The organism is Flavobacterium xanthum (assembly GCF_900142695.1).
Taxonomy (GTDB): Bacteria; Bacteroidota; Bacteroidia; order Flavobacteriales; family Flavobacteriaceae; genus Flavobacterium; species Flavobacterium xanthum.
In genome coordinates this window covers 1-25,594 of the sequence record NZ_FRBU01000042.1, presented here as the reverse complement: position 1 = coordinate 25,594, position 25,594 = coordinate 1, and the positions used below count along the sequence as shown (strand labels likewise).

The 25,594-nt window shown below is 34.9% G+C and carries 20 protein-coding genes and 2 riboswitches; of the genes, 2 read left to right on the top strand and 18 right to left on the bottom strand.

What is annotated here, in order from left to right; translation table 11 throughout:
* Positions 1 to 192: 192 nt before the first annotated feature.
* The 16 genes from BUC11_RS14075 to BUC11_RS14000 form a co-directional block, all read right to left on the bottom strand.
* Positions 193 to 1,242 carry a homocysteine S-methyltransferase family protein gene (locus tag BUC11_RS14075; RefSeq protein ID WP_073355080.1) on the bottom strand — a complete coding sequence of 350 codons (1,050 nt, stop codon included), beginning with the start codon at positions 1,240 to 1,242 and terminating at the stop codon, positions 193 to 195.
* A gap of 296 nt (positions 1,243 to 1,538) precedes the next feature.
* Positions 1,539 to 1,658, bottom strand: a riboswitch (SAM riboswitch).
* A 169-nt stretch (positions 1,659 to 1,827) separates the two neighbouring features.
* A complete protein-coding gene (locus BUC11_RS14070; protein ID WP_073355078.1) occupies positions 1,828 to 2,880 on the bottom strand; it encodes an NAD(P)/FAD-dependent oxidoreductase in 1,053 nt (350 codons plus the stop codon).
* Positions 2,881 to 3,072: 192 nt separating this feature from the next.
* A complete protein-coding gene (locus BUC11_RS14065; RefSeq protein ID WP_073355077.1) occupies positions 3,073 to 3,675 on the bottom strand; it encodes a precorrin-2 dehydrogenase/sirohydrochlorin ferrochelatase family protein in 603 nt (200 codons plus the stop codon).
* Positions 3,662 to 4,456 (bottom strand): uroporphyrinogen-III C-methyltransferase, encoded by a 795-nt coding sequence (gene cobA, locus BUC11_RS14060; RefSeq protein WP_073355074.1) that lies wholly within the window; start codon positions 4,454 to 4,456, stop codon positions 3,662 to 3,664. Before cobA ends, BUC11_RS14065 begins: the two co-directional genes overlap by 14 nt.
* Positions 4,446 to 6,539 carry a HEPN domain-containing protein gene (locus BUC11_RS14055; protein ID WP_073355072.1) on the bottom strand — a complete coding sequence of 698 codons (2,094 nt, stop codon included), beginning with the start codon at positions 6,537 to 6,539 and terminating at the stop codon, positions 4,446 to 4,448. Before BUC11_RS14055 ends, cobA begins: the two co-directional genes overlap by 11 nt.
* A 29-nt stretch (positions 6,540 to 6,568) precedes the next feature.
* A complete protein-coding gene (locus tag BUC11_RS14050) occupies positions 6,569 to 7,813 on the bottom strand; it encodes a sulfate adenylyltransferase subunit 1 (RefSeq protein WP_073355071.1) in 1,245 nt (414 codons plus the stop codon).
* 96 nt (positions 7,814 to 7,909) lie between these two features.
* Positions 7,910 to 8,809 carry a sulfate adenylyltransferase subunit CysD gene (gene cysD / locus BUC11_RS14045; protein ID WP_073355069.1) on the bottom strand — a complete coding sequence of 300 codons (900 nt, stop codon included), beginning with the start codon at positions 8,807 to 8,809 and terminating at the stop codon, positions 7,910 to 7,912.
* A 67-nt stretch (positions 8,810 to 8,876) separates the two neighbouring features.
* Positions 8,877 to 9,578, bottom strand: coding sequence for a phosphoadenylyl-sulfate reductase (locus tag BUC11_RS14040; RefSeq protein WP_073355067.1), 702 nt, complete (start codon positions 9,576 to 9,578; stop codon positions 8,877 to 8,879).
* Entirely contained in the window at positions 9,578 to 10,480 is a 903-nt protein-coding gene (locus BUC11_RS14035; RefSeq protein ID WP_066082962.1) for a sulfite exporter TauE/SafE family protein, read from the bottom strand. Before BUC11_RS14035 ends, BUC11_RS14040 begins: the two co-directional genes overlap by 1 nt.
* Before the next feature lie 117 nt (positions 10,481 to 10,597).
* On the bottom strand, positions 10,598 to 11,008 hold the full coding sequence (locus BUC11_RS14030) for an RrF2 family transcriptional regulator (RefSeq protein ID WP_073355066.1): 411 nt from the start codon (positions 11,006 to 11,008) through the stop codon (positions 10,598 to 10,600).
* A gap of 184 nt (positions 11,009 to 11,192) precedes the next feature.
* Entirely contained in the window at positions 11,193 to 12,365 is a 1,173-nt protein-coding gene (locus tag BUC11_RS14025; RefSeq protein ID WP_073355063.1) for a trans-sulfuration enzyme family protein, read from the bottom strand.
* Between the two features lie 101 nt (positions 12,366 to 12,466).
* Entirely contained in the window at positions 12,467 to 12,901 is a 435-nt protein-coding gene (locus BUC11_RS14020) for an OsmC family protein (protein ID WP_073355062.1), read from the bottom strand.
* 124 nt (positions 12,902 to 13,025) lie between these two features.
* The gene (gene thrA / locus BUC11_RS14015) at positions 13,026 to 15,440 is read right to left on the bottom strand and encodes a bifunctional aspartate kinase/homoserine dehydrogenase I (protein ID WP_073355060.1); all 2,415 of its coding nucleotides are present in this window, start codon (positions 15,438 to 15,440) and stop codon (positions 13,026 to 13,028) included.
* Positions 15,441 to 15,457: 17 nt separating this feature from the next.
* Complete coding sequence (locus BUC11_RS14010; RefSeq protein WP_245793904.1) at positions 15,458 to 16,420, bottom strand: alpha/beta fold hydrolase; 963 nt, start codon at positions 16,418 to 16,420, stop codon at positions 15,458 to 15,460.
* Between the two features lie 78 nt (positions 16,421 to 16,498).
* A riboswitch (SAM riboswitch) is annotated at positions 16,499 to 16,606 on the bottom strand.
* Positions 16,607 to 16,839: 233 nt separating this feature from the next.
* Positions 16,840 to 17,049, bottom strand: a complete 210-nt coding sequence (locus tag BUC11_RS14005) for a hypothetical protein (RefSeq protein ID WP_073355058.1) — start codon at positions 17,047 to 17,049, stop codon at positions 16,840 to 16,842.
* A gap of 512 nt (positions 17,050 to 17,561) precedes the next feature.
* The gene (locus tag BUC11_RS14000) at positions 17,562 to 18,854 is read right to left on the bottom strand and encodes an O-acetylhomoserine aminocarboxypropyltransferase/cysteine synthase family protein (protein WP_073355056.1); all 1,293 of its coding nucleotides are present in this window, start codon (positions 18,852 to 18,854) and stop codon (positions 17,562 to 17,564) included.
* 581 nt (positions 18,855 to 19,435) lie between these two features.
* On the opposite strand from BUC11_RS14000, the gene metK reads away from it, so the two are divergent.
* Positions 19,436 to 20,686 carry a methionine adenosyltransferase gene (gene metK, locus BUC11_RS13995; RefSeq protein WP_073355055.1) on the top strand — a complete coding sequence of 417 codons (1,251 nt, stop codon included), beginning with the start codon at positions 19,436 to 19,438 and terminating at the stop codon, positions 20,684 to 20,686.
* A gap of 64 nt (positions 20,687 to 20,750) precedes the next feature.
* On the opposite strand, the gene BUC11_RS13990 is transcribed toward metK, so the two are convergent.
* Positions 20,751 to 23,501, bottom strand: coding sequence for a carboxypeptidase regulatory-like domain-containing protein (locus BUC11_RS13990; RefSeq protein WP_073355052.1), 2,751 nt, complete (start codon positions 23,499 to 23,501; stop codon positions 20,751 to 20,753).
* A 60-nt stretch (positions 23,502 to 23,561) separates the two neighbouring features.
* On the bottom strand, positions 23,562 to 24,404 hold the full coding sequence (locus BUC11_RS13985) for a GLPGLI family protein (protein ID WP_073355051.1): 843 nt from the start codon (positions 24,402 to 24,404) through the stop codon (positions 23,562 to 23,564).
* 117 nt (positions 24,405 to 24,521) lie between these two features.
* Between BUC11_RS13985 and BUC11_RS13980 the strand changes: the two genes are divergently transcribed.
* Positions 24,522 to 25,514, top strand: coding sequence for a hypothetical protein (locus tag BUC11_RS13980; protein ID WP_073355049.1), 993 nt, complete (start codon positions 24,522 to 24,524; stop codon positions 25,512 to 25,514).
* The last annotated feature ends 80 nt before the right edge of the window (positions 25,515 to 25,594 follow it).

The following is a 25,594-nucleotide window of genomic DNA, read 5'->3' as shown; positions in this document are numbered from 1 at the left end:
CAGGGAAAAGAATTAATTTTCTTTTCTTTGTTCTGAAAAAATATTTCATCTTTCTTTGAGATTCCTAACTTTCGCATTTATTAATTGAATTCAAGTTACTTAACTCCATTGAGAACTCACTCTTTTGAGAGCATCGTGAACGTATCTATTTCAAACCTATTACTAATATTCAAAAAACCTTGCAATGATGAACTACATCACCGCCGTTGAAACTCTTGGTTTATACTCCTTTGCAATATCAGCAATCAACTTGATGTGTTGGGGCGTTGTTCCGCAACAACCGCCTATGATGTTTACTAAATTATCGTCGAGATATTCTTTGATGAATGCTTGCATTTGTTCTGGTGTTTCATCATATTCTCCAAAGGCGTTTGGCAATCCTGCATTAGGATGTGCTGATACATTGAACGACGTATTTTGAGACAAGGTTTGTAAATAAGGTTTCAATAAATCAGCTCCTAAAGCACAATTGAATCCTACACTCAACAACGGAATATGCGAAACTGAAACTAAAAAAGCTTCTACCGTTTGCCCAGAAAGTGTTCTTCCAGATGCATCGGTAATCGTTCCCGAAACCATAATTGGAATATCAATATTACGCTCGTCTTTGACTTGTTCAATGGCAAAAAGTGCTGCTTTAGCATTTAAAGTGTCGAAAATGGTTTCCACCAATAATAAATCGCTTCCTCCATCAATTAAGGCTTCGACTTGTTGTTTGTAGGCAATGCGTAAATCATCGAAAGTTACGGCTCTGTAACCGGGATCATTTACATCTGGTGACATGCTGGCCGTACGGTTTGTTGGTCCTATGGAACCGGCTACAAAACGAGGTTTGTCTGGATTTTTGGCTGTGAATTCATCGGCTACTTCACGGGCAATTCGTGCCGATTCATAGTTCAATTCATAAACCAAATCTTCTAGATGATAATCAGCCATACCAATTGTGGTTCCTGAGAACGTATTGGTTTCAACGATATCTGCTCCTGCTTCAAAATAGGCTGCGTGAACTGCTTTTATGGCTTGTGGCTGGGTAAGTGATAATAAATCGTTGTTTCCTTTCAAGGAATGTGGAAAATCTTTGAAACGTTCGCCACGAAAATCCTCTTCAGAAAAATTGTAGCGTTGCAACATGGTTCCCATGGCTCCATCTAAAACAAGAATTCTTTCTTTTATAGCCTTATAAATAAGCCCTCTAGCCCCTGAATGGGGAACCCCTAAACTGTCTTTTGAAATGCTTGACATAATTGTTTATTTCTTGTAAATCCCGGTCTGCACTGAGATTCGTTCTTTTGATTAATAATTACAAAAGTTCACTATTTTAGCCCTTTAGCCCCGATTGCAGTGAAAATCCTTTCTCGTCCTGAACTTGTTTCAGGATCCTGAAACAAGTTCAGGACGAGAAAGATTGCAACGGAAAGCGGGAACGGTATTGGCAGAAAAAACGCCAATTGTTCGCTCCTGATACTGAAATTAATTCAGTAGGCTAAAATCGATAGGTTGTCAAGAAAAGGTTTGAGAAATACTAAGTGAGTATTCGTGTGTTATCTATCTTAGATGCTGAAACAAATTCAGCATAAAGTAGAATGTAGCACCTTCTTTAAAGATAAAGGGTTGCTAAGGTTTCATCGGGTCTTTCCCTCCGCCTTTCGTGATAACTTTCAATAAATATAGGAACAGTGCAAAGTAAAGACATAGCGCTAACAATTGCAAGTTTTTTTTAAAAGTTTCTAAGGCAGTTTGTTGCAAAAATTTTAAAAAAAAGGTTCTGAATTGCAAGGATTTAAACCAACCTTAGCAACTCAGAACCTTTGTAACTTAGTACCTTTTTTATACTATGGCTTTCACTACCGCTTTTGGAGCTTCTTTACGAGTTCCATCAAACCCATCAACACCAGAAACTGTAGTGTATTTCAATACATATTTCTTACCTGGATTGATAATTTGGTAGGCTGCCTGGCACATTAAAGTCGCTTCATGGAAACCACAAAGAATCAATTTTAATTTTCCAGGATAGGTATTTACATCTCCTATTGCGAAAATTCCCGGAATGTTCGTTTGGTAATCCAATGAGTTATTTACTTTGATGGCATTTTTTTCAATGTCTAATCCCCAGTTTCCTATGGGACCTAATTTTGGTGTAAGTCCAAAAAGCGGAATAAAATAATCCGTTTCTATGGTTCTTCTTGCACCATTTTCATCAAGTACAACAGATTCGATATGTTCTGCTCCATTGAGCCCTACTACTTCAGCAGGTGTAATCAACCGTATTTTTCCAGCATCTTTTAATTCCTGTACTTTTTCAACAGAATCTAATGCGCCTCTAAACTCATTTCTTCTATGAATCAAAGTCACTTCAGAGGCAACGTTAGAAAGGAATATACTCCAGTCTAAAGCAGAATCTCCTCCACCTGAAATAACGACTCTTTTATCTCTAAATTTTTCTGGGTTCTTGATAAAATACTTAATCCCTTTCCCTTCATAAAAATTGATTCCGTCAATAAGTGGTTTTCTAGGTTCAAAACTTCCTAGTCCTCCAGCAATAGCCACTACCGAAGCCTGAATTTTTGTTCCTTTATTAGAGGTAACAATGAAGCTCCCATCCTCTTGCTTGTCAATCGTTTCTGCACGTTCTCCAAGAGTAAATCCGGGCTCAAATTGCTTGATTTGCTCCATCAGATTATTCACTAAATCCCCTGCTAAAACTTCAGGAAATCCCGGAATATCGTAAATTGGCTTTTTTGGATACAATTCTGATAATTGACCACCCACTTGCGGGAGTGCATCTAATATATGGCATTTTAATTTCAATAATCCTGCTTCAAAAACGGCAAATAAACCTGTAGGTCCGGCTCCTATTATAAGTATGTCTGTTTTAATCATTTTTTTATTAATTAGCCCCCTAGCCCCCAAAGGGGGAACTACAAGGAAGAGTTATTTTATTTATTTATTCGCCACAAATTACCAGTGAATTTTCTTAAATTTCAATGATAAATATCATTTTTTTCTCTCACTTATCCCCCGAAAGGAGAGAACCAGAAATTGAAGTTAATACTTTAAGTATAATATTTCACCTCAATATTTTCCCCCTTTGGGGGTCAGGGGGCTTTTTAACGCTTCGGTAATTTCATTCATTTTTTGAACTTTTTCTTCGAAATTTCCTTTCAGCGTCTTGCGATATTCATTCAAGTTTTCGACCATTTTATTGATGTCATCCGGAATTATTTCTTCAAAAAACTCACGTAATCGTTTGGCCGTTGTTGGTGATTTTCCATTAGTCGAAATAGCAATTTTCACATTTCCTTTGGTGACAATTCCACCCAAATAATAATCACATAATGGCGGCGTATCAGCAATGTTGCAAATCAAATATCTTTTTCTGGACAAATCATAAATCCTTTTATTCACTTTTAAATCATCAGTACAGGCAATAACCATGTGGCGTTTGCGTAGCATCCACCGATTGAACTTTTTATACGTCAGCTTTACTGTTGAATGGCTTGCCGCCAACGTTTCTAATTCAGGCAAAAATCGCGGCGCCACTACCTCAACATTTGCATTTGGACTAGATTTTAATAAAAAGGACAACTTTTCTAAACCTACATTTCCTCCACCTACAATAAGTGTGTTGAGATTGTGTAATTTCAAAAATATTGGATATAACTCATTCCTTTCCATAGACCAAGACCTTATTGTGATGCGATTTCAATTCGTTATAAAAAGCTACGTTTTTCTTGCCATCGCCTACTACTTCTCCGATTACAATAATAGCTGGAGAACTTAAATTTTTCTCTGCAACAATTTTTTGAATGGTATCCACCGTTCCAATTCCTACTTTCTCCTGTGGAGTTGTTCCGTTTTGAATAATCGCAACGGGCATTTCTCCTTTAGATTCCTTTTGGAACAAAGCTACAATTTGGTCCAATTTACTCATTCCCATCAAAATCACAACGGTTGCTGTTGATTGAGCTGCTAAGGATACATCTGAAGACAATTTTCGTGCTGAAGTCGTCCCTGTAATCACCCAAAAACTCTCCGAAACTCCTCTTTTTGTCAACGAAATTCCTTGCGACGCAGGAACTGCAATAGAGGATGAAATTCCCGGAACTACAAATGTAGGAATTCCAAAGCTTTCTACGAATTCTATTTCTTCACTTCCACGACCAAAAATAAATGGATCACCTCCTTTTAGTCGCACCACATTTCCGTAAGTCAACGCATTATCAACAATTAATTGATTGATCTCGTCTTGCGTATATTCATGACAACCTTTTCGTTTTCCCACAAATATTCTCAAAGCTTTCTTAGGAGCATAAGACAATAGCTCTTCATTTGCTAGGGCATCATACAAAACTACATTAGCTTCCGCCAATGCTTTTGCACCTTTGATGGTAAGTAAATCCGGATCACCAGGACCAGCACCTACTAAAGTAACTTGAGGTTCTATTTTATTTTTCATCTTGAAGGTCTTTGGCTCTAAATGTTTCTATGGTGTCAAAAAATGCAATGGCTTCTTGAATGTATTTTGTAGCAAACTCTTGAGATGGTTCGTTATCCCTAATTTGAAATACTAAAGCTTTTAAAGTCGATTGCAATGGGATTTTATTGGTTTCTACAAAAACAGTATCGAATAAATCAATGATTCCTGCTTGATGATTTGTTTTTTGGTTTTCTGAAAGCAATAAGGCTTTGGATCCATTAACAAAACCAGCGTAAGCGTGATAAATAGCATCAGACCATTTTTCCTCTTCGAAAGCTTCTTGCGCAAAAGTCAATTTATCTTTGGCTTCCAGTAACAAAGTAGCAACTAAATCAATTACAACACCGGCGCATTCTCCTACTCCAACTGCTTTCACGTAGTTATCAGCATTTCCCCAATCTACAAAATCAGCTTCGGTAAGATTCGTCAAATCGGCTAAGGGTTTCAACATTTCATAGAAATATTTCTCGCCTTTGGCATCGTAATAATTCAAGAATGATTGTCCATTTCTATTCGCTTCAAAATCATTTAAAATGTAACGCAAAGCATCAGGTCCTCTTCGGCTTGGGATTTTAATTACTTTGTCAGAAAAACGTCCTGATCCGTTTCCTAAATTTCCACCACCCAATAATACTTGAAGTGCTGGCGCTACTAATTTTCCAGCATTGATTGACATTCCTTGAAAACCAATTTCCGCCATATTATGTTGCCCACAAGCATTCATACAACCACTGATTTTAATCGTGATTTCCTGATTGTTGCTGTATTGTGGATATTCTATTTTTAAAACTCTTTCTAGTTCTACTGCGATTCCGGTGCTGCTTGCAATTCCTAAATTACAGGTATCGGTACCCGGACAAGCTGTAATGTCTGAAATGGTATTATAACCCAAAGCCACAAAATCTAATTTGGCTAATTCTTGGTAGAAAAAAGGTAAATTTTCTTCTTTTACGTGACGAATCAAAATATCTTGTCTCAAAGAAAAACGCAACTCATTAGCTGCATAATTTTTTATTATTTCTGCCAATGCTCTAGCTTTATCGGTATAAAAATCCCCTAGTAAAACTTTGATTCCAATGGCATAATATCCTTCTTGTTTTTGCGCGATTACATTTGATTTTTTCCACGCTTCGAAAGCTACTGTGTCTTCAATTGCTACTTTTGGCGCTTCCAATAAAGGAGCTGGAATTGCACCATCAAAAGCTGTTGTGTCTATTTCAACTACTTGGTGTGACAAGGCAAGTTTCTCTTCATCGACTAAACGTAAAAATTCATCACGACCAATATCTTTGATTAAGAATTTCATACGTGCTTTCAACCTTTTAGCTCTTTCGCCAAAGCGGTCAAAAATTCTCAAGACACCTTCAGTTGTTGGGATAATTTGGTTCACCGGAATAAATTCTGACAATAATTCGGCATGGCTTGGTTGCGAACCTAATCCTCCACCTAACATTACTTTGAATCCTCTTTCCCCATTTATAATTCTTGGAATAAATCCTAAATCATGTAAATAACTTAATGCCGTATCTTTATCAGAAGACGAAAATGAAATTTTAAATTTACGTCCCATTTCCTGACAAACTGGATTTCTCAAGAAAAACTGAAACATCGCGTGTGCATAAGGCGACACATCAAAAAGTTCTTCTGAATCGATTCCTGCTGTTTCGCTGGCCGTAATATTTCTTACGGTGTTTCCACAAGCTTCACGAAGTGTAACATCGTCTTTCTCCAGTTCAGCCCAAAGCTGTGGTGTTCTGTCCAAGCTTACATAGTGAATCTGAATATCCTGACGCGTTGTAATGTGCAAACGTCCTGTTGAATATTCGTCAGAGACTTTAGTAATACGCGTCAATTGCTCGCTGGTCACTTTACCAAAAGGCAATTTGATGCGAATCATTTGTACGCCTTCCTGACGCTGACCATACACTCCACGAGCCAAACGAAGGCTACGGAAACGCTCATCATCAATTTTTCCGTCACGGAATAAAGCAATTTTTCTTTCTAAATCGATAATGTCTTTTTGGACAATCGGATCTTCTATTTCGGTTCTAAAACTTTCCATCTGTGTGTTGTTTTTGGCAAAAGTTATATTTAGTTTATAAATCCAACTCCTGCTGTGGTATTAGTAGCAACGTCTATTAAAATAAAAGCGCCGTTTGATTTATTGTCATTGTAAGTATCAAAATACAAGGCTTTACTCAATTTAATATTAACTTCGCCTATTTCATTAATGCTCAATTGAGTCGCTGGAGTCACTCCTGAATAATCGGTTGCGATTACATTTTTCACGCTTTCAATTTTCGCCAAAACTCTGTTGGTATTGTGTTGTACCAAATATTTTGTACCTGCAACTAACTTTTTGCTGTCCATCCAGCAAATCGTTGTATTGATTTCTTTTTCAATTTTAGGCAACTCATCTGATTTTACAATCATATCACCTCTTGTTACATTAATATCATTTTCCAGTTCCAAAGTAATCGAAGAACCTGCAGTCGCTTCATCAAATTGTTTGTCAAAAAAGTGAATCTTGGTCACTTTAGATTCTGTTAAAGAAGGAAGAACCGTTACGGCATCACCAACTTTAATATTGTTGCCGTATAATTTTCCGGCATATCCTCTAAAGTCATGATACTCTTCTGTTTTTGGTCGGATTACTGTTTGAACCGGGAAACGTGCTTTTCCTGTTTCAAAAACATCTTCTGGTTCTAAAGCTTCTAAGTGTTCCAAAACCGTTTGTCCGGTATACCAAGGCATGTTTTCTGATTTATCAGCCACGTTTCCTCCGTTAATTGCACTCAACGGAATGTAACTTACGTTTTGCTCTTTGAATGAACTTTTGCTGTTCAAAGCTTGAAAATCAGCTTTGATTTTGTTGTATACCTCTTCTGAATAATCAACTAAATCCATTTTGTTTACTGCAACAATCACTTCTTTTACTCTCAATAAATTATTGATAAAAAAGTGACGGTACGTTTGCTCAATTACCCCTTTACGGGCATCAATCAAAATAATGGATACTTGTGAAGTCGAAGCTCCCGTAACCATGTTACGTGTATATTCAACGTGACCTGGAGTATCTGCAATAATGTAACTTTTCTTGGTTGTCGAAAAATAAATATGCGCCACATCAATCGTGATTCCCTGTTCTCTCTCTGCAACCAAACCGTCGGTAGCCAATGAAAAATCAAGATAATCGTATCCTTTTTGCTTGCTGCTTTTTTCTATTGCTTCAATTTTATCAGTAGTCAACGATTTTGTATCGTACAATAATCTCCCGATTAAGGTACTCTTTCCGTCATCTACACTTCCTGCTGTTGCTATTTTTAAAACTTCCATTTTATTATTGGTTTAAAGTTTAAGGTTTAAAGTTGTTTAACTTCGTTACTTAAATCTTTTAATTTTTAAATCCTTAAATCTTTCAATTGCTATTTTCTAAAAGTATCCTTGTTGTTTTCTTTTCTCCATCGCAGCTTCAGAACGCTTGTCATCAATTCTAGCTCCTCTTTCTGAAATAGTCGAAGAACGAATCTCTCCAACTACTTCTTGAATCGATGCTGCATACGAATCGACTGCTGCAGTACAACTCATATCTCCAACGGTTCTAAAACGAACGATTCGCTCTTCGATTTCTTCGTCTTCCTCTTGGTAAACAAATGGAGAATGCGACCAAATCATACCGTCTCTCAAGAATACTTTACGTTTGTGTGAAAAGTAAATCGATGGAATTTCGATTTGTTCTTGCTCAATATAACTCCAAACATCAAGCTCAGTCCAGTTCGAAATTGGGAAAACACGAACGTTTTGACCATTTTCAATTTTACCGTTCAAAATATCAAACAATTCCGGACGTTGGTTTTTTTCATCCCATTGACCAAAATCATCACGAACAGAAAAAATACGTTCTTTAGCTCTTGCTTTTTCCTCATCACGACGCGCACCACCTATACAAGCATCAAATTTAAATTCTTCAATAGCATCTAAAAGTGTTGTGGTTTGCAAACTATTTCTACTCGAGTATTTCCCTGATTCTTCTACTACTTTTCCTTCATCAATAGCGTCCTGTACATTACGAACGATTAATTCCAATCCTAATTCTTTTACCAATCGGTCTCTAAATTCAATCGTTTCTGGGAAATTATGCCCCGTGTCTACGTGCAACAACGGAAACGGAATTTTAGCTGGGAAAAAAGCTTTTTGCGCTAAGCGCACCAAAGTAATCGAATCTTTTCCACCAGAAAAAAGCAATACGGGTTTATCAAATTGACATATTACCTCTCTAAATATGTATATCGCTTCGCTTTCTAAAGCGTTTGTTTTTACTATTGAACTCATTTTTTTTATTTAAAGATTTAAAGGATTGAAAAATTAAAAGATTTCAACAACCATTTATAATTTATAATTACTTCTGATGCAATCCGCATTCTTTATGACTGGATTCCCACCACCATCTTCCTGCTCTAATATCTTCGTCATCAGATATTGCTCTGGTACAAGGCGCGCAACCTATACTAACAAATCCTTTTTTGTGTAAGGTGTTTTGCGGTACATTATTCGCTTCTAAATAATCTTCAACTTCTTTCAAAGTCCATTTTAACAAAGGGTTGAATTTGATTATGTCAAACTTACTGTCGTATTCAAAAAGATCTAAATCATTTCTGTTTTCGGATTGTTCGGCTCTTAAACCTGTGATCCAAACTGAATTTCCTTTCAAGGCTTTAATCAATGGAGCTACTTTTCGAATGAAGCAACATTCTTTTCTATTCTCCACGGATTCATAAAAACTGTTTGGACCTTTTTCATTTAATAATTCTTCTACTGCAGTTGCTTCTGGAAAATAGGTTTTAATATCTATTTTATACTTGGTCATTGTTTTGTGAAAAACATCATATGTTTCTTGAAACAACCTTCCTGTATCTAATGTAAAGATGGTGATTGGCAAATTTTGCTTCGCAATTATAGCCGTAATCACTTGATCTTCCTGCCCAAAAGAAGTAGAAAAAACTACTTTATCTTTATACTCATTCGCTAAAAAAGCAAGTGTTTCTTTCAAAGAAAAAGTTGCAGTTGTATTTAGCAGAGCCTTTATACTTGCTATACTCATTATAATAATTTAGATAATGTTCGTAAACTCAAAACAATAATTAAAATTCCAACCAAAATCATCATGGGTTGTCTTTTGATTTTGTTGACTAACAAAGCCGCTATTGGCGCCGCTATAACGCCTCCTAATATCAATCCTATTATCACTTGCCATCCTTCAATTCCCCCAAAAATCATGAAAGTGATTCCGCTAGCGAATGAAACGGCAAATTCAGCGGCATTCACAGAACCTATGGTGTATCTCGGATTTCTGCCTCGTCCTAATAAGGTTGAAGTCACAATTGGACCCCAACCGCCTCCGCCCACAGCATCCATAAATCCCCCAAAAGAGGCCAAAATACCCAAACGTTTGGTTTTCTTTTTTATAATATTTTTTTGCATTGCTTTTCTAATAATGATACAAGCCAATCCAATCATGTAAACAGCAATAAATGGCTTAATCACATCCCCATCAATCACATCTGACAATAAATAGGCTCCAGTGATTGACCCTAAAACACCTGGTATTAGCAAGTGTCTTACTAATTTTTTATTGATATTTCCAAATTTATGATGCGAAATAGCCGATACTCCCGTAGTAAACATTTCGGCAACATGTACTCCAGTACTACTTACTACTGGCGGAACGCCGTACGCTAATAAAAAAGAAGTGGAAGTCGCTCCATAACCCATTCCTAATGTCCCATCAACTAATTGTGCAAAAACACCGATACAAAAAAAGATTAAAAATTCTGTATCGAATCCAGCAATAAATCCATTCCAAGAAAATTCAGCATGATGATTATAAACCAATGTAGCAATTAATCCAACTAATAAAACTACCGGAATCACAACCCACAGACGCTCTTTAAAGGGTGTTTCGATTTTTAAGGCACCATTATTCTCTTTCACTTCTTTGCTCATGCTTCTTAAATTCAACTGTTTTTTATTATTCAAATCTATTACCCCATCGGAATAGTAGATTATATTGCAAAAGTAAAGATTTAAACTTAACTACAAAATTTATTTTGTGATATTTATCTAAAAAGCAATGTCCGCCAGCGTATTGTTTTCCAATATTAAGAGTGTATTATCACGCACTTCTGTCATGAGCTTACGCACCGCGCAAGTGGTTTCATCGGAGCAGTCAGCACAAGGCTCATAAAAATTGTGGCTAGCGCATGGAAGTAGTGCAATTGGCCCTTCGAGAATTCGATAGACATGAGCCATATTGATATCCTTTGGTTCTTTTATCAAGTAATAGCCACCCCCTTTTCCTTTCTTAGCACCCAAAAATCCGGAGTGACGCAGTAACAACAATATGCTTTCTAAAAATTTCAACGAAATAGTTTCACTTTTGGCAATATCAGCAATTGCTACTGGGGTTTGATCTTCTTGGCGAGCCAAAAAAGTCAACGCTTTTATTCCGTATTTTGTTTTCTTTGAAAGCATGTTAAAAAAATATAAGATTGAAGATTAACGATTTTTTAATTTCAGATTGAAAATTAATTTGAAATCAAAACGTATTTAATATTGTAACAACAAAAATATACTTTTTGAATGAAGAATAGTGACTGATGATTAACGATTATTATCCGACTCGAAATCTAAAATCACTAATCATCAATCTAAAATCTTACGAAAGCGCCTGTTCCAAATCAGCAATAACATCTTTCACGGTTTCTAGTCCTACTGAAACTCGCACCAAACCATCAGTAATACTTACCGCTAACCGTTCATCCACTGATAATTTGCTATGAGTTGTGGATGCTGGATGCGTAACAATAGTTCTGGTATCTCCAATATTTGCCGAAAGGGAACAGAGTTTTATTTTATCCAAAAATGCTCTTCCTGCTTCTAGCCCGCCTTTGATTTCAAAAGCAATAATATTACCGCCTAGTAACATTTGCTTTTTGGCGATTTCATATTTTGGATGCGATTTCAAGAACGGATATTTTACGCTATTCACATTCGGATTTTTTTCTAAAAATTCGGCTACTATCAATGCATTTTCGCAATGCTTCTCAACACGAACTGCCAACGTCTCTAAACTTTTGGATAAAACCCAAGCATTAAAAGGAGATAAAGCTGGTCCCGTATTTCTTGCAAACAAATAGATTTGGCGAATTAAATCTTCATTTCCAACGGTTACTCCACCCAAAACGCGTCCTTGTCCATCAATTAATTTAGTGGCAGAATGGATCACCAAATCGGCTCCCCATTTGATAGGTTGCTGGATATAAGGCGTTGCAAAACAATTGTCAATAATCAAGATTAAACTGTGCTTTTTAGCAATAGTTCCTAACAACTCCAAATCGATAATGTCAACCGCTGGATTCGTAGGGGATTCTGCGTAAAGGATTTTTGTATTTGGTTTAATAAAACGTTCAATCGTTTCTGGCTTGTTGATATCAAAATACGAAGTTTGAATATTCCATTTTGGAAAATACGTCATAAATAACGCATGTGTAGAACCAAAAACACTGCTTGCAGAAACGATGTGATCGCCAGCATTTAGCAAAGCTGCAAAAGTAGAATACACGGCTGCCATTCCGGTTGCAAAAGCATATCCCGCTTTGGCGCCTTCCATTTTGCAAATTTTCTCTACAAACTCGGTTGTATTGGGATTGCTAAAACGACTGTAAATATTTCGTTCTTTCTCTTCGGTAAATGAAGCGCGCATGTCTTCGGCATCGTCAAAAACAAAACTGGAGGACAAATACAATGGAACAGAATGCTCCTGAAATTGTGTTCTTTCTAATTGGGTGCGGATGGCTTGGGTTTCAAAACCAAATTCTTCTTCGTTCATTCTGCTAATTTTTAGTAGTGTTTCTTAGAGATTCATTAAGAAAACTCAGAGATTCACAAAATAATAGGATCTTTTTTATTTAAATGCTAAACCGAATTATATTAAATTTTCGCTAATTCAACACGATTCAAAACTACCTTGTAATGTATTGTTGCAGTTGGTTCTAATGTTTTAGAAACCGAGCAATACTTTTCAAAAGAAAGTTGGGCTGCTTTTGCCGCTTTGTCTTCTTTAATCTCGCCTTCTAAGTAAAATACCACGTGAATATCTTTAAAAGGTTTCGCTTCTCCGACTTGTGCACGCTCACCCTCAACCTCAGCTTTGAAAGAAGTGATTTCCTGACGTTGTTTTTTCAAAATTGAAATCATATCAATAGCGCTGCACCCCGCAACACCCATCAATACTAATTCCATTGGACTTGCGCCCATATCGTTTCCACCAAATTCTGGTCGGCTATCTACGTTAACTAGATGTCCTCTTTCGTTTTTTAATTCAAAATGGAAGTTGTCGTTTACTCTGTTTAGTGTTATTTTCATTACTTTATCTTTTATGGAACACGGATGAAACTGATATTCAAACGCGGATTTTACTATTATATATCTTAAATCAATAATCTGCAATCATAAATTATTTATTCACCCTTCGGGGGTAAGGGGGCTTTTACCCTTTATCAGACAATCTCAAAATATCTCCAAAAACGCCTCTTGCTGTTACTGCGGATCCTGCGCCTGCTCCTTGAATCACAATGGGTCTATCGCCGTAGGATTCAGTGTAAATTTCGAAGAAAGAATCTGAACCTTTCAAACCACCTAGCGCTGTATCTGATGGTACAGAAACTAATTTTACTTCTAGGTTTCCTTTATCATTTTGCAAATCACCTGACAATTCCCCAATGTAACGCAACACGTGATTCGGTTTTTGATCCGCTTTTATTTTAGCATAAATGGGATCAAATTCTGTCAATTTATTCAAGAAATCAGAAACATCTCCTTCACGTAAATGTTCTGGAATCAGATTTTGAATAGCAATTTCTTCAAACTCATTTTGCAAGTCTAATTCCCTGGCCAAAATCAACAATTTTCGTCCTACATCGTTCCCACACAAATCTTCTCTTGGGTCTGGTTCTGTGTATCCGTTATCGATCGCTTCTTTTAATATTTCGCTCAACGGAACGTCTTTAGCAGAAAAATTATTGAATAAATAACTCAAAGTTCCTGAGAAAACGCCTTTGATTTTCGTGATATTTTCGCCTGACAGGTGCAATAATTTAATGGTATCAATCAACGGTAATCCTGCTCCAACATTCGTTTCATAAAGATAACTTTTTTGATTGTCAGCAAGGACTTTTCGCAATTTTTTATAAAAATTATAACTTAAGGTATTGGCTACTTTATTAGATGAAATTAAATCGAAACTACTTTCTATCAAAGTAACATAATTTTCAACAAATTCAGAACTTGCGGTATTATCTATGGCAATCAAATTCTCTAAATGATGCTCATTGGCATACCCGATTATATCATTTATTGTGTAGGAAAAACCATTATTTTGTATTTCGTTTTTCCAGTTTGGCGTAACACCATTTTTGTTTAAAAGCACATTACTAGAATTAGCAATAGCAAAAACATTCAACTTAATGTCTTTCCGTTTTTCAATAGCTGCTGCCGATTCTAAAATTTGATTGATCAGCGTTCCTCCTACCAATCCATGCCCGAAAACAGCAATATTGATTTTCTTTGCAACACCAAAAATCTCCCCGTGAATCACGTTTAAAGCTTTGTTCAGTTGCGATTTTTTTACAACCAAACTCACGTTTTTACCCGTAACGGTATTATTGAAAAGTATTGGGACAATTTTATTTTTTATCAACGCCGTGTAGGGCTTGTGAAACGTACTCAAATCCTGGCCAATAATAGAAATTACCGAAACATCATCAGTAACCGTGATTTTATTGACATCTTTCGAATAAAAATCATTCTCGAATTCTTTCTCCAATTCAATCATGGCTTTCGTCGCTTTGTCAGCAGCTACGACTAAACCAATTCCTCTTTCTGATGAACCTTGAGAAATAATGCTTACGCTAATATCATTGTCGCCCATCACTCTGAAAATACGGGCATCAACACCGGTTTTTCCTAGCAATCCTCTTCCTTCCAGATTTACTAATGATACATTTTCAAGCACTGAAAGCGTCTTAATTCCTTCTTTATTTGAACTGGAAGTGATTAATGTTCCTTTATTTTCATGATTGAAGGTGTTCAAAATACGAAGTGGAATGTTTTTTTCCAATAAAGGAATAATCGTTTTGGCATGCAGAATAGTGGCGCCGAAATTGGCTATTTCATTGGCTTCATTAAATGACAAATGATCAATTTTCTTGGCATCAATTACTAAATCCGGATTTGCGGTATAAATTCCGTCTACGTGCGTGTAGTTCTGTAATTCTTCTGCATCTAAATAATTAGCAATTAAGGAAGCGGTGTAATTACTGCCGTTTCTTCCTAAAGTGGTCGTGTCATTATTGGTATTAGAACCAATGAACCCGGTAACAATATTTACGGTTGTCCCGTTATTTTGTTTGAAATAATTAATGACATTTTTCTTCGAAATTTGTTCCAAAGGTTGTGCATCACCAAATTTTGAATCGGTTTTTATCAATTCTCTGGTATCGGCAAAACGGGCATTTATTCCATTTTCAACCAAAATAGACGTCAGTAATTTTGCCGAAAGCAATTCTCCTTTTGATAAAATCTGATCTTTTATTTTATTGCTAAAATCACCAATCAGACTTACGCCTTCGAATAATTTTTCTAAAATTGTAAATTCCTCTGATAAATCAACGTCTAGATAATCGTCTTGTTGGTATCTTTTAAAATCCTCAAATAACGGTTTATAATCACCATTCTTTGCAGCAACACTTAAAATGTCTTCCAATTCATCCGTAGCATTTCCTCTTGCCGAAACTACAATCGCAATTTCTTCTCCTTGATTTACTTTATCGGTAATAATCGCGACCACTTTATTTATTCCGTCGCCATTCGATAACGATTTACCTCCAAATTTTAATATTTTCATTGTGTAGTGTTTTTGGCTTAGAATATATCCTGAAGCAAATTGTGTAATTGTTTGTATTCTATCAAAAAAGCATCGTGTCCGTGAATGGAAACAATTTCCTGATAACTAACCTTATTTTTATATTTTTTTAATTCCTCGTAAGTTGCTTTATTTTCATTAGCCGTAAAAAACAAGTCTGAATTGATTCCAATAATATGAATATCAGCTTCAATTCGAGATGTTATTTCTTCGAATGAAGCGCTGTCTCTGGTAATATCAATCGTCTTTAACAACTGATTCATCATTTTGTACGACGAAATTTGAAAACGTTTCTGTAATTTTTCGCCATGATGTAACAACCAGCTTTCTACATTAAAAATGGCTAATTCCTCATTAATAGTTCGCTGAAATTTTGCAGCAAAAGATTCCGGAGTTCGATAACACAACATAGCATGAGTTCGAGCATCTTCAATAGGTTTCGAAGAATTTTTCAAAATTTGTTCTTGCAAAAAGCAATTGGCAATAAGCCAATCCGTCGATTTCCAATCGGTTGCAATAGGAATTAAATGTTGTGTGATTTTTGGTTCCAATGCAACCATTTCCCAAGCGATTCCTCCGCCAACAGAACCTCCAATAATCGCATACAGTTTTTTAATTTCAAGAAACCGAATCCCTTCAATAAAAATTCTGGCAATATCTCTTGCATTAAAATCCGAATAATTTTCGATACTAAAACCATCAAATCCATTTCCGGGAACATTAAACGCGAGAATTGTATATTTTGTAGTATCTATAGTTTTGTGTTCTCCAATTAGATCATTCCACCAACCGTTTTCTCCGAGAACTTGTGAATTTCCAGTTAAAGCATGATTTACCAAAACGATTGGAGCGCTGAGCAAAGCTGGTCCAAAAACTTGAAAACTTAAGTTTAAGGTAGCATAAAAAGCGCCACTTTCGGTGGTGAAATTTTGTAATGTAATAGATGTTGGTTTATTTTCCAATTGCAAATCTTTTATGATTTTTGACCTGTGTTTGGAAATATTAGAAAGAAAGCTAGGAGTTATCTAGACAAATTCTTAGTGTTATCTTTCCACGTTTGGCGTGGTAGAATGCAGCACCTTCTTCGATAAATCGAAGGGTTGCTAAGGCTTCATCGGGTCTAATCCCTCTGCCTTTCTTTATAACATTTCATTACGTTTGTGAACTTAATGACGCAAATTAACCACTATTTTTTGTAACAACCAAATTTTTATGCGCAATCGATTTTTTTTTTTGGTTTAAATAAAAACCTGAAAACAATAAACATAGAAATGTTATTTTGACGAAGTGACTCTAAACTATTTGGTATTATTACTTCGCCAAAATAACAATTTTGGACATTCTCTGGAAAATCTCAAAACCGAAAATTAATTCGGATTTCTTAAATAAAAAGCGCTTCATTCTCTTGTGAATACATTAGAAAAAGCAATGAATTGGGCACGGACTTTTGCGCCAGAGGATCGTTCTTTGAAACTTCAAACCTAGGATGAATCAGTTCGTTTTTAGAAACGTTCTCCTTCTCTTTTTTAGGTGTTAGGTCAATCCTTTTTAATAAATCGAAAGTTTTCGGAAAATACTTAGTTGTACTCATAATTTTAGGTGTTAGGTTATTAAACTCATTTGTGATCGCTACTTATTTTTAAAATTAATTTTAGAAACAAAAAACCCTTTTAGATCCATATCCAAAAGGGTTTTAAGTTGTGTTATGAACTTATACTTTTGGAATCAACAGACATAAAGAAACATCATAGCTTGGACCGTTGTCATCTTATTGGCTGTTACTTTAATCGTGTACTGAAATTTTAAATTAATCATGTATGCTTCTCTTTCTGTAAAAATTAGTCTTTTAGTCTTCAAAAAAAAAGCTTCCCGTTATCTGGGAAGCTTTTGCTATATAATTTGATTTAAAAATTATGCAATAAGCGACCCGCAAGAATTATCCTGTGCGACTTTGAACGTATTGCAAATATTAAATTTCATTTTTTTTATTTTAAAAATCAAATATGCGAATTATTTTCGGAATTTCCAAATAAAAAGCAGTAAAATACTTGGATTCAAACTGGTATTATATCCACTCGGTTTTTAGTAGCCAAATAGGAAACTTTATGCCAGTTGCCCTTTCTTTATACTTTCAAAAACAACTCTCAAATCTGTTTTTAAATCTTCTATATCTTCTAAACCAACAGAAAGACGAATTAAATCCTTAGAAACTCCCGTGGCAACTTGTTCTTCTTCAGATAATTGTTGGTGCGTTGTACTGGCGGGATGAATAATTAATGATTTAGTGTCACCAATATTAGCCAAAAGTGAGAATAATTTTGTTTCATCGGCGACTTTTTTGGCTGCTTCAAAGCCACCATGCAAACCAAAAGTAACCACGCCACTTTGCCCTTTTGGCAAATAGTGTTGCGCTAAAGCATAATATTTATTGGATTTCAATCCTGGATAATTGACCCATGCAACCGCTTCCTGAGTTTCCAACCACTGCGCGAGATCCAAGGCATTTTCACTGTGTCTTTGAATTCTTATTGGTAAGGTTTCTAATCCTTGAATGATCTGAAATGCATTAAACGGACTCAGTGCAGCGCCGTAATCACGCAATCCTTCAATTCGAACTTTAGCAATAAAAGCCGCATTTCCTAACGCCTCGTGATACACTAATCCGTGATAACCTGCAGACGGCTCCGTGAATTCTGGGAACTTTCCATTGGTCCAATCAAAATTTCCTGCATCAATAACTACTCCTCCAAGCGAAGTTCCGTTTCCAGTAATGTATTTTGTCAAAGAATGAATAACAATATCAGCGCCGTATTGGATAGGATTTAATAAGTAAGGCGAAGCAACAGTATTATCTACAATTAATGGCACTTGAGCTGCTTTGGCCTCAACCGAAATCGCTTTTAAATCCAAAACATCTAATTTTGGATTTCCCAAAGATTCCACAAAAATTGCTCTGGTATTTTCTTGAACTGCATTTTTAAAATTGGCGGCATCAGATGGATCTACAAATGTGGTGGTAATACCTAACCGAGGCAACGTAACTTTTAATAAATTATAGGTGCCGCCATACAAACTATTTGAAGCTACAATGTGATCGCCAGCTTTTAACAGTACTAGTAATGTAGTAGCAATGGCTGCCGTTCCAGAAGCTGTAACTACTGCACCAATTCCACCTTCTAGGATGGCTAAGCGCTGTTCCAGTATATCATTTGTAGGATTATTTAATCTTGTGTAAATAAATCCGGGCTCCGCAAGGCCAAAAAGATTAGCGGCATGATCCGAATTATTAAAAACATAAGAGCTTGTTTGATAAATAGGAACAGCTCTGGTTCCTGCGTTTTTTGTTACGTCGTGTCCCGCGTGTAATGCGTTTGTTGCAAATTTCTGTGTGCTCATAAGGTTTAATTTTTAAGATTAATTGGTTGTTTTTGTTACTAGTAGTTACTCTTTACGCTTCTTTTCTACTGCCGTTATTAATTTTCGAAATAAAAATTCACTGAGGCCATTTATTCCATAAAAAAACCCCTGCTAATAGCAGAGGCCTTATCTATATAATTTACGTTTTAAAACTATACAACAGCGCACTCTGCGGAGAACTCCGGCATCATAAAACACATATTGACAGCAATAAATTTCATTTTTTTCTTTTTGATTTAACAAATTTGCAAACTTTAATTGACACCACCAAATAAAAATCAATTTATTTCTACTTCCCTATAGACTAAGTAGGATATGTTAAATTAACTTTTATTTAAATTAAAAAATACAAAAGATTAATTTACAATTCAAAATGGTTTCATACCTTTGCACCCGAATACAAGAGGAAAAATTTGAACTGATTGCAACCTCTTCATAATGAAATCAATTCATTGTGAATACTGAAAATTTTTCAGTAGAAAAAATGCTAAAGCAGGAACCCTCCTTTAGTCCTTTTCAGCAATTATTTTTCCTCGCTTAATTTAAAAATAATAATAATTATGGCCTATTTATTTACGTCAGAATCTGTAAGCGAAGGACATCCAGACAAAATTGCAGATCAAATTTCGGACGCATTAATTGATAATTTTTTGGCATTTGATGCTGATTCAAAAGTAGCTTGTGAAACTTTAGTAACAACTGGTCAAGTAATTTTGGCTGGTGAAGTAAAATCAAATACCTATTTAGATGTACAACATATCGCTCGTGAAGTAATCCGAAAAATTGGTTACACTAAAAGCGAATACATGTTTGAAGCCAATTCTTGTGGAATCCTTTCTGCTATTCACGAACAATCTGCTGACATTAATCAAGGTGTTGACAGAGCAAATCCTGAAGAACAAGGAGCTGGTGACCAAGGAATGATGTTTGGTTACGCAACGAATGAAACCGAGAATTACATGCCATTGGCACTTGATTTGTCTCATAAATTATTACAAGAGTTAGCGATTTTAAGACGTGAAAATAACGAAATAACGTATTTACGTCCCGATGCTAAATCTCAAGTAACTTTAGAATACAGCGATGACAACAAACCAACTCGTATTGATGCTATTGTAATCTCTACACAACATGATGATTTTGATGAAGAAGCAACAATGCTTGCAAAAATCAAAAAAGATCTTGTTGAAATATTGATTCCAAGAATCATTGCAAAAAATCCAGCTCACGCTCATTTGTTTAATGATGCTATTCAATACCATATTAATCCAACTGGAAAATTCGTAATTGGTGGACCACACGGAGATACTGGATTGACAGGAAGAAAAATCATTGTGGATACTTACGGTGGAAAAGGTGCTCACGGTGGTGGTGCATTCTCAGGAAAAGATCCAAGTAAAGTAGATAGAAGTGCGGCGTATGCTACACGTCATATCGCTAAAAACTTAGTTGCAGCGGGTGTTGCTGATGAGATCTTAGTACAAGTTTCGTATGCAATTGGTGTGGCTAAACCAATGGGTATTTTTATTGATACGTATGGAACTTCAAAAGTGAATTTGACCAATGGTGAAATCGCCAAAAAAGTAGAAGCTATTTTTGATATGCGTCCTTACTTTATTGAGCAACGCTTAAAGTTAAGAAACCCAATCTACAGCGAAACTGCTGCTTACGGGCACATGGGACGTACTCCAGAAACGGTTACTAAAACTTTTACTGCTCCAGGAGGATTAACAAAAACCGTGACCGTTGATTTGTTTACTTGGGAAAAACTAGATTTCGTTGACCAAGTTAAAACTGCTTTTGGATTGTAATCTAAAAATACTGTCTTAAATAAAAAAGGGGATTTTGTTCAGTCAAAATCCCCTTTCTGTTTTATTAAATATTATACTTTAAAATAAACGTTACGAATCGGGGCAAAATAATGTTTTCATTGGCATTGAAACCATTCACGCTAAACGTATTATTCAATCTTGATCTTGTATCGAGAAGATTATTAGCCTGAATTCTGTATTCAAATTTTGAGTCCTTTTTGATGTAATTTAGACTCGCCGTCATAATTTTAAAATTATTGGCCACTCCAGTACTTTCATTTTTAAAGCGATTAAACGAATAATCCCAATTGATATTCAACCCGTTTAAGAAATAATAATTTAGCTTAACACTTGGCGTTTGCGTTGTGAAACGAGTAGAGGCTTGCTCTGAAAAATTAATTCGGTACCCTAAATCAATGTTGGGATATTTCTTAAATTGTGTTGCCAAAACAATGTTATAGCCATGAGTTACATTTTCAATTCCTTGAATGAATTCCTGTGTATTGCCATTAACTACGCTTCGGTTTAAAACAAAATTTTTGTTCCAACTGGCATTAATACCAGCTGTTGCTTTGTAATACTTTTGAAAACTTTTGGAGTAAAATAAATTTCCGTTTACACTTTCATTTTCTGCATCTAAATTTAAACGGTCTGACGTAGAATAAATACTTTGGAATGAAATCCCATTTACTACTGGATTTTTTGTAGTCGTATACGCAATATTACCAAAAATTGTCGTGAAGTTGTATAAATTATATTTGGAATAATTCAATCTATGCGAAGTAACAAGAGAATTTTCCAGTTGTGCATTACCTCTTGCAATGCTGTTGAAATTAGTAAAAATATTACCTTCAACTAACGAGTTTACATCATTGAATCCGTTTCTTACATTAAAATTATACGTTACATTTTCAGATTTTTTCAAGTCCCAACGCGCAAACATATCCGGTAAAAAACGAGTAAAATTCAATTGAAACGGATTAGCAAACTGCTGATTGTTTGTGTTGTATTGATGAATTGAAAAACCTGGATTAAAAGTAAACTTACCCACAATAAATTTATAATGTACCCCTAAAAACACATCATTAAAAGTATAGCGAACATCATTGTTATAGGCCGCTTGTTCTACAGGATTAACAGAATTGTCTTCTAAAATTTGTAAAATACTTGAATTATAGGTTTGGAAAGCATTTGTATTTCCTGCCGTTAGATTCAGTATACTTTTGTTTGAAATTTGATAGTAATAATCGACTTTAGCATCTAATTTATTGGTTTTAACAAACCTTGACTGTTCAATATTTAAAGTGTTTTCATTTACAAAAACAGCACTTGGATCATTTGGATCTTGCGAGGTACTATTTTGATAGGGATTAACAGATAGCTGCGGATTATAAAAAGGATCTTCATCCTCATATTGATGCTGCATCTCGAGCACCCAAGTACTTTTTGGATTTTGCGTGTAGAATAAATTAAGACTCTGATTGAATGATACCGGAGCTTGTTTTTGAAAAGCAATAACCGTATTAGAATTTGACACCATTGAACCATTGTTCATCGAACTAAAATCCGTTTGGCTATTATCCAGATCCTGTTGATCATTTTTTCTAAAGAACGCATCATAATCCAATTGAAAGTTATCATTTGCTTTGTACTTAGACCCGAATTTGGCAATAAATGCATTGTTTTTAGAATCCGTTTTATTTTTTCTATTTTCTAAGGTCGCTATATTTGTGGTATTAGGTTCAAAAATACCTCTTTCAGAATTTGTAATAGACTGATTAAATGTAGCAGAATAGGCCGCAAAACCAGATAAAGTCCATTTTTTAGAAACGGAATGATTCAAATTTAAAGCACCAAATTTATCGCTGGCCTTGGCAACATTATCGCCACCAGAAAGTCCAAAGAAATTTCGATTTAAGTTCAATGTAGTTCCACTTCTACCAATTGTATTCCTAGCACCACCGGTTATCCTGAAAAAATCAGCAGAAGTTAAGGAGACTTCTCCAATAGTATTCAAATTTACAATGGAGTTGATACTCGTCTTTGGGGAATAATAAAATAATTTTGGATTAAAAATATAGCCTTTGTCATTCGCTAAACCACCGCTTACATCACCAAACCAAAATTTATCTTTTCCTTTTTTAAGTTTTATATTTAGCGCAATATCATCGTTATTGTTCTCAAGGCCTTTCATTTGAGACACCTCATTGAAATTGCGCATCACTTGAATTTTATCTACAGCATCCGAAGGTATATTTTTTGAGCCTAATTTGGTATCTCCCTCCATAAATGGCTTTCCGTTAACAAATAGTTTAGCCACTTTTTTACCCTCTACTTGTACTTGACCATCCGCCATTACTTCAAATCCAGGCAATTTCTTAAAAACATCTTCTAGCTTTCGCTCTTCACCTGTTTTAAATGAATCGGCATTATAAACAATGGTATCGCCTTTTATAGAAACGGGCATCTCTCGCACAATTTCGACGCCATCTAATTCAATCCCGCCAGATTCCATAGTAATATTTTGCACCATGTTTTCTGATAGCGTTGTCACAGTGACTTCTTTATTTTGCATTCCAAGGTAACTCAACTTAATCACATAAGCAGTATTGGGCTTTAAGTTCAAAATATACTTCCCTTTATCCGTAGTGATTGCATAGCCATCCATAGCTTTGGTAGCTTGATTGACCGCCATAACATTAGCCATTTCTAAAGGCGATTTACCTATATCTTGGATTACACCTTCTAAACGAATGTTTTGTGCGTAAGTAATTGAGGTAATACAGAAAGATAAAAAAAGGTATAGCTTTTTCATTTAGTTGGTTTTTGAGTATGACACGTTAGTCATGAAAAGGTTTAATTTGTTACAAAACGACTAATTTGTGAAGGTTCTATAAATGATATTGCCATTCTTATCTTTCATGCTATCCATTTTAATTTTTTGTTCTTTGTCGAATTCTTTTTGAGTTAAAACTTTTCCTGTATGTGGAGCTTTAATTTTCACTTTAGCCTCACTATTTAAAACCACTTTATTACATAGAAAAGTAACTTCTCCATCATTTATTTCCAAAATTAAACCTGGCAGGCCTGAATATTTACCTGGCCCATGATTAACCGGGATTTCTAATGTATACCAAGCACTAACAATTTTATCTTTGGGCTCGTTCATTGGAAATAAATTTGTTCTCAGATTAAATTTATTCTTTAAATAATCCTGATACTCTTCTTTTTGAGCAGTAGAAATCTTAATTATAGTCACAGCCTTATAGCAAAAGTATTCCCCAATTTTTTTAGTTTCTTTTTTTAACTGCCAATCCCAATTTTTTAATTCATCCGTAATAAGATATTCTTTTTCAAAAATCTCCTCTTCAAAAATTTGTTTTTTCACCTTCCTATCCATGTATTTTTTCCCTCCACGTGAAATAGAAATAGTCATTCCGCTGTCACTTTTCCCTATTGGCTCAAGCTTTTGTTCTTCTTCAAATAAAGATTCCATTTTATTAAAAGTTAACGAATAAGTTTTTCGTGAAACTTTTTCCAATTCGTTTTGAAATAGTTCATCAAACTCAACATTGCCAGACGACTTGATCTCACCGTCATTTCTCTCTAATTTAATTTTAGATTGATAAATCGCTTTACCACTAAAATCCTGAGCAATAGTCAAATTGACAGTGTTAAAAATTACAGTCAAATAAATCAACTTCAATACATTTTTCATTTTATAGTTTTTAAGATATTTGACAAATTAAGTTCTAAATAACCACAATAATAGTTAATCAAAGTTAACGATTGTTAACGGCTCCATTTAAAACCATTTAGTTCTTATATTTGAAAAATGAAAGTGAAAAACTATACCTCAATTATTATTTTTATAAGCATTACCATTTTGGCAACCATCGGCTTACAGGTATATTGGAATATTAAAAACTACAAGGAAAATAAGCAAAGATTGATTAATGATGTACAAATTGCTTTTGACAATAGTAGTGAATTTTATTATATCGAAGAATCAAAAGAAAATTATATCGGTTTTGTAAACCGAGATGATTCCGTTTCTGATGAGCAATTTATGGATGACTTAAAACTTGACACGGTTTTTAAAAACTATAAAGCAAAAAAAGAGCAGCTTAAAATTTCAAAATTTGATTCAGTAAAATCCAAAATAAGTTCTCGTTCAGAAACAATTAATTCTATAAAATCGGATTCGAAAATCATTAAAAACCAGAAAGAAAACAACAAAAAAATAATTGCTACTGTTAAACCTATATCTAAGAGGAATTCCTCTGTAGTGGTATTACGAGGAAAAAGTGCAACAGATAGCCTCTTAAAAATAAGAGGTTCTAGAAGTAGAATTGTAATCTCTATGGTTAAAGACTCTATTTCTTTTAAGAAATTAAATAAAGCTTTAGATAACGAACTTTCTCGAAAAAAAATTATTGTTAATTATACTATAGAACATTTTAAAAGAGATACTCTTTTTGATAAATTTGAAAAAGACACATCAATCAAATCGGCTGAATTACCACTTTCTACTTTCTCAAAATCAGCTTATCTTCCTGTTAATGAAAAATTGAAAATTTCATTTTCTGAACCTATAGAACTACTTGTAAAAAGAAGCATGATTGAAATAATTCTTTCGTTACTGTTATCGCTTTCTATTATTGGATGTTTATTTTATCTATTGAAAATTATAAACCGTCAAAAAAAGATTGATGAAATCAAAAACGATTTAATTAGCAATATTACCCACGAGTTCAAAACGCCTATTACCACTATTTCTTCAGCGATAGATGGAATCAAGAATTTTAATTCCCTTGAATTCAATTAATAAATGCGAAAGTTAGGAATCTCAAAGAAAGATGAAATATTTTTTCAGAACAAAGAAAAGAAAATTAATTCTTTTCCCTG

Coding starts and splice junctions, on each gene's coding strand:
- BUC11_RS14040 (WP_073355067.1), bottom strand. CDS start 9,578: ATGAGTATAGCAAGTATAAAGGCTCTGCTAAATACAACTGCAACTTTT.
- metK (WP_073355055.1), top strand. CDS start 19,436: ATGGCCTATTTATTTACGTCAGAATCTGTAAGCGAAGGACATCCAGAC.
- BUC11_RS14035 (WP_066082962.1), bottom strand. CDS start 10,480: ATGAGCAAAGAAGTGAAAGAGAATAATGGTGCCTTAAAAATCGAAACA.
- thrA (WP_073355060.1), bottom strand. CDS start 15,440: ATGAAAATATTAAAATTTGGAGGTAAATCGTTATCGAATGGCGACGGA.
- BUC11_RS14030 (WP_073355066.1), bottom strand. CDS start 11,008: ATGCTTTCAAAGAAAACAAAATACGGAATAAAAGCGTTGACTTTTTTG.
- BUC11_RS14050 (WP_073355071.1), bottom strand. CDS start 7,813: ATGGAAGTTTTAAAAATAGCAACAGCAGGAAGTGTAGATGACGGAAAG.
- BUC11_RS14070 (WP_073355078.1), bottom strand. CDS start 2,880: ATGATTAAAACAGACATACTTATAATAGGAGCCGGACCTACAGGTTTA.
- BUC11_RS14020 (WP_073355062.1), bottom strand. CDS start 12,901: ATGAAAATAACACTAAACAGAGTAAACGACAACTTCCATTTTGAATTA.
- BUC11_RS14005 (WP_073355058.1), bottom strand. CDS start 17,049: ATGAGTACAACTAAGTATTTTCCGAAAACTTTCGATTTATTAAAAAGG.
- BUC11_RS13990 (WP_073355052.1), bottom strand. CDS start 23,501: ATGAAAAAGCTATACCTTTTTTTATCTTTCTGTATTACCTCAATTACT.
- BUC11_RS14075 (WP_073355080.1), bottom strand. CDS start 1,242: ATGTCAAGCATTTCAAAAGACAGTTTAGGGGTTCCCCATTCAGGGGCT.
- cobA (WP_073355074.1), bottom strand. CDS start 4,456: ATGAAAAATAAAATAGAACCTCAAGTTACTTTAGTAGGTGCTGGTCCT.
- BUC11_RS13980 (WP_073355049.1), top strand. CDS start 24,522: ATGAAAGTGAAAAACTATACCTCAATTATTATTTTTATAAGCATTACC.
- BUC11_RS14065 (WP_073355077.1), bottom strand. CDS start 3,675: ATGGAAAGGAATGAGTTATATCCAATATTTTTGAAATTACACAATCTC.
- cysD (WP_073355069.1), bottom strand. CDS start 8,809: ATGAGTTCAATAGTAAAAACAAACGCTTTAGAAAGCGAAGCGATATAC.
- BUC11_RS14025 (WP_073355063.1), bottom strand. CDS start 12,365: ATGAACGAAGAAGAATTTGGTTTTGAAACCCAAGCCATCCGCACCCAA.
- BUC11_RS14055 (WP_073355072.1), bottom strand. CDS start 6,539: ATGGAAAGTTTTAGAACCGAAATAGAAGATCCGATTGTCCAAAAAGAC.
- BUC11_RS14000 (WP_073355056.1), bottom strand. CDS start 18,854: ATGAGCACACAGAAATTTGCAACAAACGCATTACACGCGGGACACGAC.
- BUC11_RS13985 (WP_073355051.1), bottom strand. CDS start 24,404: ATGAAAAATGTATTGAAGTTGATTTATTTGACTGTAATTTTTAACACT.